The sequence below is a fragment of the Halomonas sp. PA16-9 genome (assembly GCF_009728585.1).
Taxonomy (GTDB): Bacteria; Pseudomonadota; Gammaproteobacteria; order Pseudomonadales; family Halomonadaceae; genus Vreelandella; species Vreelandella titanicae.
In genome coordinates, this window is record NZ_CP040451.1 from 124,465 (window position 1) to 139,668 (window position 15,204).

Annotated in this window: 11 protein-coding genes and 1 pseudogene; all 12 read left to right on the top strand. The window is 55.5% G+C overall.

All coding sequences use genetic code 11. From position 1 onward, the window contains the following. Positions 1-90: 90 nt before the first annotated feature. The 12 genes and pseudogenes from FDY98_RS00595 (at position 91) to FDY98_RS00650 (ending at position 15,197) form a co-directional block, all read left to right on the top strand. Positions 91-1,353 carry a methyl-accepting chemotaxis protein gene (locus FDY98_RS00595; protein WP_035538269.1) on the top strand — a complete coding sequence of 421 codons (1,263 nt, stop codon included), beginning with the start codon at positions 91-93 and terminating at the stop codon, positions 1,351-1,353. Between the two features lie 60 nt (positions 1,354-1,413). Beyond that, positions 1,414-3,561 (top strand): methyl-accepting chemotaxis protein, encoded by a 2,148-nt coding sequence (locus tag FDY98_RS00600; protein WP_027958763.1) that lies wholly within the window; start codon positions 1,414-1,416, stop codon positions 3,559-3,561. Next, positions 3,558-4,429 (top strand): annotated as a pseudogene (locus FDY98_RS00605) (CheR family methyltransferase). The gene FDY98_RS00600 and the pseudogene FDY98_RS00605 overlap by 4 nt, the downstream one beginning before the upstream one ends. Before the next feature lie 91 nt (positions 4,430-4,520). Next, positions 4,521-5,582 (top strand): protein-glutamate methylesterase/protein-glutamine glutaminase, encoded by a 1,062-nt coding sequence (locus tag FDY98_RS00610; RefSeq protein WP_027958764.1) that lies wholly within the window; start codon positions 4,521-4,523, stop codon positions 5,580-5,582. Between the two features lie 59 nt (positions 5,583-5,641). Continuing rightward, entirely contained in the window at positions 5,642-7,342 is a 1,701-nt protein-coding gene (locus FDY98_RS00615) for a methyl-accepting chemotaxis protein (RefSeq protein WP_155705655.1), read from the top strand. A 102-nt stretch (positions 7,343-7,444) separates the two neighbouring features. Next, entirely contained in the window at positions 7,445-7,834 is a 390-nt protein-coding gene (cheY, locus tag FDY98_RS00620) for a chemotaxis response regulator CheY (RefSeq protein WP_022520923.1), read from the top strand. 41 nt (positions 7,835-7,875) lie between these two features. After that, a complete protein-coding gene (gene cheZ / locus FDY98_RS00625; protein WP_009288441.1) occupies positions 7,876-8,571 on the top strand; it encodes a protein phosphatase CheZ in 696 nt (231 codons plus the stop codon). Positions 8,572-8,675: 104 nt separating this feature from the next. After that, positions 8,676-9,842: a flagellar biosynthesis protein FlhB gene (gene flhB / locus FDY98_RS00630; protein ID WP_009288442.1), complete on the top strand. Its 1,167-nt coding sequence runs from the start codon at positions 8,676-8,678 to the stop codon at positions 9,840-9,842. Then, entirely contained in the window at positions 9,839-11,929 is a 2,091-nt protein-coding gene (gene flhA / locus FDY98_RS00635; RefSeq protein WP_155705656.1) for a flagellar biosynthesis protein FlhA, read from the top strand. Before flhB ends, flhA begins: the two co-directional genes overlap by 4 nt. 58 nt (positions 11,930-11,987) lie before the next feature. Continuing rightward, complete coding sequence (gene flhF, locus FDY98_RS00640) at positions 11,988-14,171, top strand: flagellar biosynthesis protein FlhF (RefSeq protein ID WP_155705657.1); 2,184 nt, start codon at positions 11,988-11,990, stop codon at positions 14,169-14,171. Further along, positions 14,168-14,740 (top strand): hypothetical protein, encoded by a 573-nt coding sequence (locus FDY98_RS00645; protein WP_027958768.1) that lies wholly within the window; start codon positions 14,168-14,170, stop codon positions 14,738-14,740. The genes flhF and FDY98_RS00645 overlap by 4 nt, the downstream gene beginning before the upstream one ends. A 25-nt stretch (positions 14,741-14,765) precedes the next feature. Next, entirely contained in the window at positions 14,766-15,197 is a 432-nt protein-coding gene (locus tag FDY98_RS00650) for a flagellar protein FlhE (RefSeq protein WP_035538272.1), read from the top strand. Positions 15,198-15,204: the final 7 nt, after the last annotated feature.

Sequence of the window (15,204 nt, forward strand, 5' to 3'; positions counted from 1 at the left end):
CTCAATGATGCATTCTCGCGCTACGGAAAGTGCCAGCGAGTGCCGGTTGTGCGTGGAGAAAAGGGCGTGACACAGCGAATGCGGCAATTAATGAATAATATGACGGTGCGCTTGAGTTGGGGCTTAGTGCTAGCGACACTTTCGGTGCTTGTTTTAATTGCCAGTGGTATTGGTCTTTATGCCCTGCACCATGGTGCAGCAATCGTGCAGGCCTCTGACGATGTGCAGGCACAACAGGCCGCTTTCAGTGCTTTTGCCGCGACAATTCGCTGGGCACTACTCGGGATAGTCGTAATGACTATCGCCACGGTAATCGTGGTTATCTGGGGGGTGACGGCCAATGTGTTGCGCCCGCTAGATCGCTTGGTGGGCTATTTTGAGCGTATGGCCCAGGGGGATCTAAGCCAGGCCATTACCTCTCCGGGTAATAACGAAATAGGGCGGCTTTATAGCGCCATGGCCCATATGCAGAGCTCACTCTCGCAAACGGTAGGTACCGTGCGCACCAGCGGTACATCGATTTATGAGCGCTCTCAGCAAATAGCCAGCGGCAATAACGACCTTTCTTCGCGCACCGAGCAGCAGGCCACCTCGTTAGAGGAGACGGCTTCCAGCATGGAGCAGTTAGCCTCAACGGTGGGCCACAATGCCGAAAATGCCCGCCAAGCCAGCCAATTGGCCGGGAGCGCTACCCTGACAGCCCGCCGTAGTGGCGAAGAGGTGGGTGAGATCGTCAGCACCATGCAAGACATAAGCGCAAGTTCTCATCAAGTCGCTGATATTATTACCGTTATCGATAATATTGCGTTTCAGACCAATATTCTGGCGCTGAATGCTTCGGTGGAAGCGGCGCGTGCTGGCGAGCATGGCAGAGGGTTCGCCGTGGTGGCACAGGAAGTACGTAGCTTAGCCAGTCGCAGCGCCGCTGCCGCCAAAGAGATTCGCACGCTGATTGATGCATCGCTCAGCAAGGTAGATACCGGCACTCAGCGGGTCAATCAAGCTGGACAAACCATGCAAGATCTAGTGGGCGCTGTTCAGCGCGTCAGCGATATCATGGATGAAATCGCCGCCGCTTCTGAGCAGCAGAGTAGCGGCATTGGCCAAGTGAATCAGGCCGTGGCGCAAATGGATCAGGTTGTGCAACAAAATGCTCAACTGGTGCAGCAAGCCGCGCGCAGCGCCAATGAACTTGAAAGCGAAGCCGCACGCTTACGCGAGGCGGTTGAGCGCTTTCGTGTCACTGAATTATCAGCCCCGCGCGCTCCGGCTGTATTGCCAGCGGCAGTGTCAAAACCCGCAACAAGGCGTCCACAGCCAGTAGCAGAAACAGAAGAGTGGTCATCGTTTTAATTTGCTTGGTAGGGCAGGCGCACTCTTTTTGAAAAATAAAACATTAAAAAAAGGCACACCATGCGTAATAACCAACCAGTCTCTCAGCGTGAAATCGAACTAAAAGAAGACGACTTCCTAGTCTCGCGTACCGATACCAAGGGACGCATCACCTATGCCAACCCTGCGTTTATCGATATTAGCGGCTTTGAACACGCAGAGCTGATAGGTGCGCCGCATAACCTGATACGCCACCCGGATATGCCGCCGGCAGCCTTTGAAAACCTCTGGAAAACCGTCAAAACGGGGGAAACGTGGCGAGGGCTGGTCAAAAACCGCTGCAAAAATGGCGACCACTACTGGGTAAATGCCAGCGTTACGCCGATTATTGAAGATGGACAAGTCGTGGGCTACACCTCGGTACGTGTACAGGCCAGCCGCGCAGCCATTGAGCAGGCCGAGCGGGCCTACACTGAAATACGCGAAGGCCGCAACAAGCGGCTTTACTTAGATAAAGGCCGGTTACGCCAGAAAGGTGTGATTAAGCGTTTGGCCCGGGTACGCCTCGACACCATTCGTGCCAAATTGGTAGGCATGATTGTCGTTGCAGGGCTGCTGTTATTAATCAGCGGTGGGCTTGGTCTGTATGGTTTGAATGTCTCTGGCGAGCGCTTGGGGCAACTGAATAATGACGGTCTGCGTGATGTTATTCGCCTGCAGAAAATCGATCAAACCATTGCCCAAACGCGCCAAGCGATGATTGAGCCAGAGCGTATGGAACTGATCAATCAACGCTTCGAGATGGGTGAAAGCATTGAGGAGAGCGCCGCAGAGGTTGCTGAGGTGTGGCAGGAGTATTATTCCCGTGAGGTCAATGCGACTGAGCTTGCCACCGAGTTTGACCAGCAGCTACAGACCTTCCTGCAGAACGGCATGGGCCAGGCGGCCAGCGTGCTTCAGGCAGAAGAGACCTACCAAGCCTTTACTGGTCTCGATGCTGTGATTAGCGTCATGACCAGCGAGGGCCGCATCCTGTCAGGCATGGTTAATCAACTGATTTCCCAGAAACAGCAGGCAGCTGAGGCCATGGCCGTTGATGCTCAGCAAGGTCAAACCACGATGCTGGGCGCTCAAGCCATAGTACTTGGAATTGGTTTACTGCTACTTATTTTGATCGGCATGGTTACCCTGCGGGCGATTACCAGGCCGCTAAAAAGTGCTGCAGGTTTTACGCTGCAAATTGCTGGCGGTAATTTGGCCGCTAAAGTCCCCGCCCAGAGACGCGATGAAGTGGGCCAATTGATGGACTCGCTGAATACTATGCGCAAAAGCCTCAGCAGCATCATCGCCGATGTAAAAAGCGGTATTGATGTGGTCACTCCGGCTGCTCAGGACATTGCCAGCGGCAACGAAGAGCTGTCGTCGCGTACTGAACAGCAGGCGGCCTCCTTGCAACAAACCGCCTCCAGCATGGAAGAAATGACTGCCACTGTGCGGCAAAACAGTGAGAACGCTCAAGAAGCCCGCCGTCTAGCCGATAACAATGCTATCCAGGTAACGAATACTGGCGAGTTGATGACACAGTTAGTCGACAACATGCAGCGGATTACCCAAAGCTCCCAGCAGATGGCCGATATTATCAATGTTATCGATTCGATCGCGTTTCAGACCAATATTCTGGCGCTGAATGCATCGGTAGAAGCGGCTCGGGCCGGCGAGCATGGGCGTGGTTTTGCGGTGGTGGCCGAAGAAGTGCGTAACCTGGCTGGCCGTAGCGCTGGTGCCGCCCAAGAAATTCGCGGTTTGATTGATGGCTCTAACCGTGAGGTAAGTGCGGGTGCCAGTATGGTCACCAAAGCCGAAGCTGCGATTAGCGAAGTGGCGGAAGCCGCGCGCAGTGTGACGCAGATCATGCACGAAATTTCAGCCGCCTCCGAAGAGCAGAGCCATGGTATTGCCCAGGTTAACCAAGCAGTAGCAGAGATGGATCAAGGTACCCAGCGTAATGCGGTGCGGGTTCAGGAAACCGCACGCGCGGCGGTCTCGCTTGAGAAGCAGGCGGGGCTATTAGCGCTATCGGTGGAAGCGTTTCGATTAAACAGTCAGGGGGCGCTACGTCCGCCAGCAGTGACAGCGACTAAGCACACTGCTCAGTTGCCTAGCACATCGTCGCCGAATTCGCCCGTTAAACGGCAGGCAGCCTCAGCAGAGGAGTGGGAAGCGTTTTGACCGAACAACGTGAACGGGTGGTAGACGCAGGTCAGTGGACATCGAGCAGTCAGATTGAGCGCGATCTAGTACTGACGGATGCGGATTTTACACGGATTCGCGAGCTGATTTATCAGCGCGCCGGCATTGTGCTGGCTGAGCATAAACGTGAAATGGTCTATAGCCGCCTAGCAAAGCGGCTACGCCACCATGGCATGACGCGCTTTACTGACTACTTGGTGCGCTTGGAGCGTCAGCCAGAAGCCAAGGAGTGGGAGGCGTTTACCAATGCACTGACCACTAACCTCACGGCCTTTTTTCGTGAGGCGCACCATTTTCCGCTGTTGGCTGAGCATATAAAGAACAAACAAGACCCGGTCACTATTTGGTGTTCGGCCGCCTCCACCGGGGAGGAGCCTTACTCGCTGGCAATGACATTGTTAGAAACGTTGGGCGCTAAAGCGTCGCAGGCCAAAGTGATCGCCACCGATATCGATACGGATGCGTTGGCCAGGGCTCGCGCTGGCGTTTATCCCCTGGAACAGGTGCGCAAGATCGATGAGGCCGGGTAAAGCGGTTTTTTCAGAAAGGAACGGGTAACCATGCGGGCTTTGCAAGGATTCGCCCAGAAGTATCCGCACTGGTGGAGTTTTTGCCACTGAACCTGCTAGCGCCGCAATGGCCAATTAAAGGCCCTTTTGATGCCGTGTTCTGCCGAAACATCATGATTTATTTTGATAAAGATACTCAATCAAAAATTCTTAAACGCTTTGCACCACTGATGAAGCCCGATGGCTTGCTGTTTGCAGGCCACTCGGAAAACTTCTCGTATATCAGCGACGCATTCAAGCTGCGTGGTCAAACCGTTTATAACCTGGCCAAAAAATGAATAACTATCGTGTCTTTATAATCGCTTTAGGCGCTGTGGCTCCGGCGGTTGCAATAACACATCAGGCGTCTACAGCAAGAGGAGGCGTGCTTTGAGCGCAGCCAAGATCAAAGTGTTGTGTGTCGATGATTCGGCGCTAATTCGCGATTTGTTAACGGAAATTATTAATTCCCAGCCCGATATGGAAGTCGTTGCGGTAGCGCCTGACCCCATTGCCGCCAGGGATTTGATCAAGCAGCACAATCCTGATGTGCTCACCCTTGATGTGGAAATGCCACGCATGGATGGCTTGGATTTTCTTGAGCGTTTGATGCGCCTGCGTCCTATGCCGGTATTGATGGTGTCGTCGCTCACCCAAAGCGGTTCGGAGATTACCCTGCGTGCGCTAGAGCTTGGCGCGCTGGATTTTGTCGCCAAGCCGAGTCTGGGCATCCGCAATGGGATGATGGAGTACGCTGACGAGATTGCCGAAAAACTGCGCGCCGCTGCGCGCTCGCGGCCTCGTCAGGCGCGGCATAAAAACACGCCCCCGCCAGCGGCCTTGAAGGCTCCGCTGGTGTCGAGCGAAAAGTTGATTATTATTGGCGCGTCCACTGGCGGCACAGAGGCGATTCGGGCGGTGCTAGAACCGTTACCGGCAAATGCCCCGGCGATATTGATTACCCAGCATATGCCAGGTGGTTTTACCCGCTCGTTTGCCGAGCGTCTAGACCGGCTGTGCCGGATTACGGTTAAAGAAGCCGCCGATGGCGAGCGGATTCTACCCGGACACGCTTATATCGCACCGGGGGATCAGCACCTCAAGTTGGCACGTAGCGGCGCTAACTACGTGGCGCGATTAGATGACGGCCCGCCAGTAAACCGCCATCGCCCATCGGTAGACGTGCTTTTCCACTCAGCGGCTCAGCACGCAGGTAAAAACTCCATTGGCGTGATTCTTACCGGTATGGGAAAGGATGGCGCGGCAGGGTTGCTTGAGATGCGTCAAGCGGGGGCGCCCACCATCGCTCAAAATGAGCAGACCTGCGTGGTTTTCGGTATGCCGCGAGAAGCCATCGCGATGGGCGGCGCGGTGGAAGTGGTGGCTTTGGACGATATTCCCTCGCGGATGATGGCTCTGATCGCCGCTTCAGGTCGCGCCCAGCGTGTGTAGTGCAATTCATAAAAAGTTAGTAATCATAAAAGCTTAATAAGCTCGCAAGGGAACTCACAATGAATCGTTTACTGCGCAACTTGAGTATTCACGCCGCTGTGGTCACGGCACTTAGCTGTTTTGGCGTGCTGATTTTGGTGATTGCAGGTCTGTCCGTTGTGGCTGATCGCAGTACGCAAAATAATTTTGCGACGCTGAATAATATTAGCGGTTCGCAGCTAAATGAAATTAATCGTGCTGACTCACTGCTAAACCAGGCCATGTTGGCGATGGAAACCGCATCCAATTACTTAATGGTTGGCCAGACCCGACAATCCAACGAGCAGGTAGCCATCGCTGGTGATCGCATAGAGCGTGCGGAGCGGCGCTTTGAGCGCTTTGTCGAGACGCCTCGAACTCCTCAAGGAGAGTTGCTCGGTAACCCCCTGATTGAAGATTTTAATACTGTAATGGGGTTAGTGAAGCAGCAGCATGAAACCTTCGAGTATATGGATTTAACCAGTTACAACACTCTGCGTGATGAGCTTGTTGAACCCTTAAGTAGTTTGGCCAATAGTATGACGGCGTTTGTGACTTATGGTTTCCAACGCGTGGATACGATTCGTGCCGACGCGGATGCTCAGGGCAATCTATTTACCATGATCAATGCGGCAGTGGTGATCTTTGCTCTGTTGATGACGGTCGTGATTTACATAGGCTTACGTCGTACAGTGATTGCGCCGCTAAGAGGCGCAATCCAGCGGCTGGATGCGATTGCCGAGGCTGATTTGACCAATCCGCTGCCGGAAGCGGGTAAAAATGAAATTGGCCGTTTGTTTGGTGCTATGGGCACCATGCAGCAAAACCTCACCAATATCGTTGGTCGGGTGCGTGAAGGCAGTAATGAAATTCACCACGGCACCCGTGAGATTGCCAGCGGCAACGCTGATCTCTCCTCACGTACAGAGCAGCAGGCGGCATCGATTCAACAAACCGCGGCCAGCATGGAAGAGATGACCGCGACGGTAAAACAGAACGCCGACAATGCCCGTCAAGCCAGCACCCTGGCAGCAGACGCTTCCACCACGGCTGAGCGCGGTGGACAAGTGGTGGAGCAAGTGGTGCAAACTATGCACGGTATCTCCACCAGCTCGAAAAAAGTCGCCGATATCACCAGCGTTATTGACTCAATTGCTTTTCAAACCAATATTCTGGCTCTCAACGCTTCGGTAGAGGCCGCCCGCGCCGGCGAGCAAGGCCGCGGATTTGCGGTGGGGGGGGAAGTGCGTAATTTGGCCAGCCGCAGTGCGGATGCGGCCAAAGAGATTAAAACCCTGATTGATGCCTCGGTAACACAAATTCAGCAAGGCTCCACTCTGGTCGAGCAGGCAGGTACCACGATGTCGGATGTGGTTACTGCAGTGCGCCGTGTTACCGACATCATGGATGAAATCTCCGCTGCCTCCCAAGAGCAGAGTGACGGTATTGAGCAAGTCAGCCAAGCCGTGGGCCAGATGGATCAAGTCACCCAACAAAATGCCGCGCTGGTACAGCAAGCCTCTGCGGCGGCGGCCTCCCTTGAGGAACAGGCCAACCGGTTGGAGCAAGCCGTAGCCGTGTTTAAGCTGTTAGGTATGCAGGGGGCGTCCCATCAGGCGCTGCCTTCCTCATCGCCAGCAACGGACGTTATGCCTGCGCCTAGGGCCGACCAGCAAGCTCGTCGCCCAGCTCCAGCTCCAGCCTCGCAGCGCAGCGACCACGAAGAGTGGGAGGAATTCTGAAGAACCGTTTTGAAAGAGCCGTTTCAAAGTAGCCGTTTTAAACCCCTGACTGTACTTTTCAGTCGCCCTTGTGCCATATACTGATTGATTAGAGGATGACCCATGGCAGATAAGAATATGAGTTTCCTGGTTGTAGACGACTTTCCCACCATGCGTCGGATCGTACGTAGTCTGCTTAAGGAGTTGGGCTTCACCAACGTGGATGAAGCCGAAGATGGACAAGATGCGCTCAATAAGCTGCGTGCCGGCAAGTTTGAGTTCGTCGTTTCCGATTGGAACATGCCGAACCTTGATGGCCTGGAGATGCTCAAGGAGATCCGTCAGGATGACGCCTTGAAAGACCTTCCTGTGTTGATGGTGACCGCAGAAGCGAAGAAAGAGAACATTATAGCGGCTGCTCAGGCGGGCGCTAACGGCTATGTCGTCAAGCCGTTCACTGCCGCTACCCTCGAAGAAAAGCTCAATAAGATCTTCGACAAACTGGGTATGTGAGCAACTGGGCCTATGTGCTTGGTTAACGAGGAGACAACATTATGAGCCAGAATGAGCAGTCCGATTCTGCCCAATCGTCCGAACAAGCCGCCGAAGACTTAATTCATCGCATCGGTAAGTTGACGCGCATGCTGCGCGAAAACATGCGTGAACTGGGGCTTGATAAAGAGATTGAGAAGGCGGCCGAAGCCATCCCCGATGCACGCGACCGCTTGCACTATGTCGCCACCATGACGGAGCAGGCAGCAGATCGAGCGCTCAATGCCGTTGACCGTGCGCAGCCGCTGCAGGATCAGTTGTCAGACCGGGCGGAAGCGTTGGATAAGCGCTGGGCCGAGTGGTTTGAAGCACCGAAAGAGCTGGATGAGGCGAAAGCGCTCGTTGTCGAGACACGCACTTATCTTAGCGAAGTGCCCGATGTGGTTTCAGCGACTAACAAAGAACTGATGGAAATCATGATGGCTCAGGACTTTCAGGACCTGACCGGCCAAGTGATTAAGAAGATGATGGACGTGATCCATGAGATCGAACATCAGTTGGTGCAAGTGTTGATCGATAACGCGCCGGGTGCCCATGCACGAGAAACGCTGCAGCGCAAGGCCGAGGATCAGTGGAAAAGCGACAGTGCACGGCGTAACGAAGAGCTTTTGAATGGGCCGCAAGTGAAGGATAATGTCCCTGATACCGTCTCTGGGCAAGATCAAGTAGACGACTTATTGGACGAATTAGGCTTCTAAGATGCGTTATTAAACGCCCTCTGGGCACGCAAGTACGCCATTCAGCCGTCCCTATGGACGGCTGAATACGTGATAAGCTTTGCTTCACCTGGCCGGATACCCGTATGGCAGATAACGATAGCGACCAGGAAAAGACCGAAGAGGCCACGCCCAGGCGGAAAGAGAAAGCCCGTGAAGAGGGTCAAGTTGCCCGTTCCCGCGAGTTAAATACGTTTTTACTTTTGCTGGGTGGGGTGATCGGCCTTTATAGCATGGGCAACATGCTCTACGACCAGCTGGGTGCGGTGATGGAGCAAGCTTTCTTGTTTGAGCGCCGCCAGGCAATGGAAAGTACGCCGATGCTGGTCAATGCGCTGGACCTTGGTCAGCGCACGCTATTTGCCATGATGCCGCTGTTTTTACTGTTAGCCATCATTGCATTAGTTGCCCCTGGGCTGATGGGAGGCTGGCTGATATCGGGTAAATCGATGCAGCCCAAGTTTTCCAAGCTAAACCCTATTAAGGGCGTAAAGCGTATCTTCTCCACCCAGGCTCTGATCGAATTGGCAAAAGCGATTGCCAAATCGTTTCTGGTGGGGGGCGTGGCTGCGACGTTTTTGTATTTCAACATCGGCAAATTTATGGCGCTAATGGATCAGCCTATCCAGCAAGCGCTAACCAATGCCTTAAGCATGGCGGCTCAGGCAGCTGGGCTAATGGTGCTGGTGTTGATCGTGGTCATTTTGATCGATGTCCCTTTCCAGCTCTGGGACAATGCTAAGAAGCTGCGCATGAGTCAGGAAGAGATTAAGCGTGAGCACAAAGAGTCCGAAGGCGACCCGCATGTGAAGGCGCGCATTCGCCAGCAGCAGCAGGCCATGGCGCGGGGCAGGATGATGAGCAAAGTACCCGAAGCGGATGTCATCATCACCAACCCTACGCACTACGCGATAGCACTGACTTATCAGGAAGGCAGTATGGGCGCCCCGCGGCTGGTGGCAAAAGGCGCCGACGCAGTGGCTGTACGCATTCGCGAAATCGCTGAAGAGGCAGGCGTGCCTCGCTTGCAGGCAGCACCATTGGCGCGGGCCCTGTATCATCACGTCGATCTAGATGCAGAAGTACCTGCCGAACTGTATACCGCGGTGGCGGAAGTAATGGCCTGGGCCTACCGCCTCAAGCAAGTATCACAACAAGGAGGCGAGGTGCCCCCAACCCCCGATAACCTGCCGGTTCCGCCGGAGATGGAAAGCCCCGGGCATGGCGCCGGTGGTAATGAGGCGCAACCATGAAAGGCTTGAGTCAGCTAGTAGGTCGGCGCGACTGGATGGGTGATGTGCGCATGAAGCTGCTGGTCGGGCCGCTGCTCATCCTCATGATTTTGGGCATGATGATTGTGCCCTTGCCTCCCTTCGCCCTGGATTTACTCTTCACCTTCAACATCGCTCTGGCCATTATGGTGTTATTGGTCAGCATGTTTACGCAGAAGCCGCTGGACTTTGCGGCGTTTCCTGCCGTGTTGCTATTTACTACGCTGCTGCGCCTGTCGCTCAATGTGGCTTCTACCCGTGTGGTGCTGATGGAGGGCCACCAAGGCGGCGCCTCTGCGGGTAAGGTCATTGAAGCGTTCGGGGCGTTTCTGGTCGGCGGTAATTTCGCTGTTGGCCTAGTGGTCTTCCTGATTCTTGTCATCATCAACTTTATGGTTATCACCAAAGGTGCTGGCCGTATTGCCGAAGTGGGTGCGCGCTTTACCCTGGATGCAATGCCTGGTAAGCAGATGGCCATCGATGCCGATCTGAACGCCGGCTTGATCGGCGAAGAAGACGCCAAAAAGCGCCGCGCGGAGGTTTCTCAAGAGGCGGATTTCTTTGGTTCGATGGACGGCGCAAGTAAGTTTGTCCGTGGCGATGCCATTGCCGGTTTGGTGATTATGGTGGTCAATATCATCGGCGGGCTGATGATTGGCATGCTGCAGCACGATATGAGCTTTGGCGCTGCTGGTCAGACCTATATGTTGTTGGCGATTGGTGATGGCCTGGTGGCGCAAATCCCTGCTTTGGTGATCTCCACCGCCGCGGGTGTCACAGTATCCCGGGTCAGCATGGATACGAACGAAGATATTGGCCAGCAAATGCTTAGCCAATTGTTCGTTAATCCTCAGGTACTGATTTTGGCTGCCGTGGTGATGGGCATGCTGGGTATGGTACCTGGCATGCCCAATTTCGTATTTCTATTCTTTACCGCGTTGTTGGCTGGCCTGGCATGGCTGTTAAGCGCGCGCCCAAAAAGAGAAGGCGTTGGTCAAGGAGGAGATTGCCGCGGCACCGGTGCCTTTACAGAGACTCCCGAAGCGAGTTGGGAAGATGTGCAACTGGTCGATACGCTTGGCCTGGAAGTGGGCCATCGCTTAATCCCGCTGGTGGACTCGCGTCAAAAAGGCGAGCTGCTCGGGCGCATTAAGAGCGTACGTAAGAAGTTTGCCCAAGAAGTGGGTTTCCTGCCGCCGGTCGTCCATATCCGTGATAATTTGGAGCTGCCGCCGAACGCCTATGTACTCTCCATGAAAGGCGCCGAGATTGGTCGCGCCGAGGCACAACCAGGTAAATGGCTAGCGATTAACCCCGGGCAGGTATCGGGCGAGCTGCAGGGCACCCATACTCAGGATCCCGCTTTTGGCTTGCCCGCTGTATGGATTGATAGCAACCAGCGTGAGCATGCCCAGGTGTATGGCTACACCGTTGTGGATGCCAGTACCGTCATAGCGACCCACTTGAACCACTTGTTGCACCGTCATTCACCCGAGATGCTGGGCCGTCAGGAAGTACAGAAGTTGCTGGATAAAATGGGCGATGATCAAAAAGCGTTGGTCGAAGAGGTGATCCCCAAAGCTATTTCATTGACGGTACTGCAGCGTATCTTGCAAAACCTGCTTGACGAAGATGTCTCTATCCGCGACATGCGCACTATTCTCGATACCCTGGCCGAGTACGCCACACAGCAAAAAGATCCTAATGAGCTGACGGCGCTGGTGCGAGTCTCGCTGGGGCGCGCCATTGTCCAGCAGTGGTTTGCGGGGCAGGAGACACTCAATGTCATGGGGCTGGATGCTCAACTGGAACAAGTGCTGGTACAGGCCATGAATGGCAACGGCGCCATGGAGCCCGGGTTGGCAGAAACGCTGATGACCCAGGCCCAGCAGGCGCTGGAGCGTCACGAAAGTTCCGGCGAGCCGCCGGTGCTGGTCGTGCAACATTCACTAAGGGCGGTGCTGTCGCGCTTCTTGCGTCGCCGGTTACGCCATATGTCGGTACTGTCCCAGGCTGAAATTCCCGACGATCGCACATTAAGAGTGACCACAGTGGTCGGCGGACGTTAAAGATGGCACGCCGTGATAGGCTAGCGTCGTCCATTTTCAGAACAGGCAAGGGTAAATCATGAGCGTTAGACGTTTCGTGGGAGCCAATAGTCGTGATGTGATGCGCCAAGTGCGTGAAACGCTCGGTGAAGACGCCTTGATTGTCGCAAATCGGCGTACCGAAGGGGGCGTTGAAATTTTAGCGATGGCGGATGAAGCCATCGACCACTTTGAACCCTCACCAGAACCTGCACCACCCGAAACGCCGACAGCACCCCCAGCGCAAGACCCCATGCAGGCGATGAGCGAGCGCTTACTGCGCGAAATGCAGGATATGCGAGCGCTGCTGGCAAACAGCCAGTCAACCCATACTGCTTCACCATCGCCAGCAGCGCCCACCGGAACGGCTGCACGGCTGCGTCAACTGCTATGGAATGTGGGTTTTAGCAGCGAAATTGCCGATGAACTGCTGGCTGGGTTGCCTGCATCGCTAACCAGGTTAGACGGCGATAGCGAAGCCCCACTGCAGTGGCTGCGACAGCAGTTAATGGATCGCCTTTACGTACTCAACGATGAAGCAAGCTTTTTCGACCAAACCGGCATTGTTGCCCTGGTGGGGCCAACGGGGGTAGGTAAAACCACCACCACCGCCAAGCTGGCCGCTCGTTTTGTGATGCGCCACGGCACGCGCCCGGTAGCGCTGGTTACCACCGACAGCTTCCGGATCGGTGCCCACGAGCAGTTGCGCATTTATGCGCGCCTGCTGGATACCCCGATGTACGCCTTGGATGCCGAACAGCCCATCGACGATTTGCTGGGCCGCCTGCAGGGCAAGCAGTGGGTAATTATCGACACCGTAGGCATGAGTCAGCGTGACCAGCGGGTGATAGAGCAGATTACCCACCTGCAAGGAGGACGCTCGCGGGTACGTTTGGTGCTGCTACTCAATGCTGCCAGCCAACCGGAAACCCTCGAAGAAGTGGTGCTGCGCTACCGTCAGGCCGCGCGGGCGGCGGGCGCAGAGTTAGATGACTGCATTATCACCAAACAGGATGAGGCGGGACGTCTGGCTCCAGTGTTAGATATTATTATGCGTCACGGGATGCGCGTCCTGTTTGGTTCTAATGGCCAGCAGGTGCCCGAAGATATGGCCCTTGCCGCCCCCGATGCGCTAGTGGATCAAGCGCTGAGTACCGCGACACCTCAACGTGAACGGGTGCAAAGTGCCGATGCGCCGATGGGAATGCCGCGCTGGTCGCGGGATGTCCTGGGCCAAGGGCGTCGTTTGTCGTCGCTACTGGCGAGGTTGCGCCAACGCGTCACGGGGTTTGCGGAATTAGAAGAGATCTGGAACCTAGCTTCGCTGCCTAGTCGTTTGCAGGAAACGCATTTGGATGCATTACTTGCCGGTTATCCAGCGGCAAAGACCACCTTAGGGATGGCGTGGTTTCCGCGGCGCAATGAGCGCGGCTGCGACTGGGCAATGCCGGACATTGGCCTGGACACGGATGGTGCCTGGCTGGCGCTACCCTGGCTGCAGCATCGCCACGCCGCAGGATGGCAGCCACGCTTAGCCGCGTTGTCGGCATCGAGCGGCGTAGCGGTGCACTTACTGCCGCGCTTCCCTGAACCGGATGCACTAGCGTGGCTGGAAGCCGAGCACTTGACCTGGGTCAGCCAAGTGGCCCCCAGTCATCGGTTACGCTTTCACCACGAACGTCAATCTATCCGCCAGCTATTTAGTGACAGTGTGCTAACGCACCATGTGGGCGTGCGTTTTCGTGGCCAATCGGTGCAACTGTGGACTGCCTACGCCGAAGTCGAGGACGCCAGCGGCACGGCTCTACTCGCCTGGTTCGGTGAAGTTCGTGATCCGGAAAGCGCCAAAGTAGTGGCGCGCCGCTACTGGCTTACCCCCGCTCGGCTAGGAGCAGAGGTGCTCTCACTGCTGTTAACCCAGCTGCAAAGCGAAGGCTTGGCCGCCTTGACGCGTCGCGCGTGGCAGCAGTTAAAAGAGGCCGATAGCGGGGATCTTAATGCTGAAGTTCGCCTATTGATGGCCAGCGGTGTGGCATCGGTCGCCGGGCATCTCGATGTTGCTGATGATGAGGAGGCGCAGACGCTGCGTGGCGATCTGCTCAACCTATTAGGCAACAGCCGTCGCCGCCGCGATACCGGCATGCTTGATGCACTGGTCTACGCCTTTATGGCACGAGATGCGATTCGTCAAATGGGCAGTGTTAGTCGAGAGGGCGTGGCGTGAGCGAACAGGATCAAGCATCGGGTCTACGCAAGTGGGCAAACCTGCAGCGCCAACAGCAGCAAGCTGAGGGTACAGTTGATGTTGCGGCGGCAGAACACGTGCCGGAACCTGAACAGCCTACCTCTCTGTTAACGCCGACAGCTGCAGCGGTGGAAGAGCCAGCAACGGTGGTAGCGCACCGGCCCAAAATTCCGCTTATTGTGGTCGGACTACCGGGTAGTGGTGCAGCCCAGGTGAACAAGGTTAAAGCACGATTAGGGCAGTGGTCGACGTTAGGTCGAAGCTGGGCCGGTGATCCTGAGGATTGGGATATTCATATCGTCATGGCCGAAACGGCCGACCTAGCCCAACTTTGCGATCAATACAGCCGTTGGGCACTGTGGATCAGTAGCGATGCCGATACCTTTGCTTCCATGTTCCGTACCTTGCGTCAATTACATGAGCGTGGCGGGCCGCGCCGTTTGCTGGCGCTCCACGAGCCGCATTTGCCGCGTCAAGGGTTGCTCAATAACTTGCGTGAGGCAGCTGATTACTACTTAAATATGGAGCTGTTGGTACTTGCACGATGAGCGCACTCTGCTGAGGAGACCAAGCATGCTAAGCTGGCTATTAAGAGGTAGACTGCTACTGAGCCCAGTACTGTTGACAGGGTGTCTACTAGCAGGGTTAACGGGAAACGCTCAGGCGACACCCGGTAGCTGGAGCAGCCAGATACCAGGTCTGATGGTAGCGATGAGTGATAGGGCAAGTGCTAGTCAAAACGCTACCCCACCCGCTGCTGCTAACAATGTGGAGTCAGCACAGCTCGGGCGTATTCATTGGCAGTTTCAATATCCCCCTGGTGCGCTATTAAACGCTTGGCTGTGCCATCCTGAGCAGTGCGTTGCGTTAACCGGCATGCGGGGGACTACCACTGCCCTGGCGGGGTTTGCCGCGGATGCGCCGTTGCATTTTCGCTTCGCTTTACGTCCGGGGCAGCGGCCTGTTCGTGTCCAGGGGCTGCAAATGATTGTGAACTATCAGTGAAGGCTGG

What these genes read in the sequence shown, in the direction of transcription:
- FDY98_RS00595 (WP_035538269.1), top strand. Translation starts at nt 91, where the DNA reads ATGAATAATATGACGGTGCGCTTGAGTTGGGGCTTAGTGCTAGCGACA.
- FDY98_RS00600 (WP_027958763.1), top strand. Translation starts at nt 1,414, where the DNA reads ATGCGTAATAACCAACCAGTCTCTCAGCGTGAAATCGAACTAAAAGAA.
- FDY98_RS00615 (WP_155705655.1), top strand. Translation starts at nt 5,642, where the DNA reads ATGAATCGTTTACTGCGCAACTTGAGTATTCACGCCGCTGTGGTCACG.
- cheY (WP_022520923.1), top strand. Translation starts at nt 7,445, where the DNA reads ATGGCAGATAAGAATATGAGTTTCCTGGTTGTAGACGACTTTCCCACC.
- cheZ (WP_009288441.1), top strand. Translation starts at nt 7,876, where the DNA reads ATGAGCCAGAATGAGCAGTCCGATTCTGCCCAATCGTCCGAACAAGCC.
- flhB (WP_009288442.1), top strand. Translation starts at nt 8,676, where the DNA reads ATGGCAGATAACGATAGCGACCAGGAAAAGACCGAAGAGGCCACGCCC.
- flhA (WP_155705656.1), top strand. Translation starts at nt 9,839, where the DNA reads ATGAAAGGCTTGAGTCAGCTAGTAGGTCGGCGCGACTGGATGGGTGAT.
- flhF (WP_155705657.1), top strand. Translation starts at nt 11,988, where the DNA reads ATGAGCGTTAGACGTTTCGTGGGAGCCAATAGTCGTGATGTGATGCGC.
- FDY98_RS00650 (WP_035538272.1), top strand. Translation starts at nt 14,766, where the DNA reads ATGCTAAGCTGGCTATTAAGAGGTAGACTGCTACTGAGCCCAGTACTG.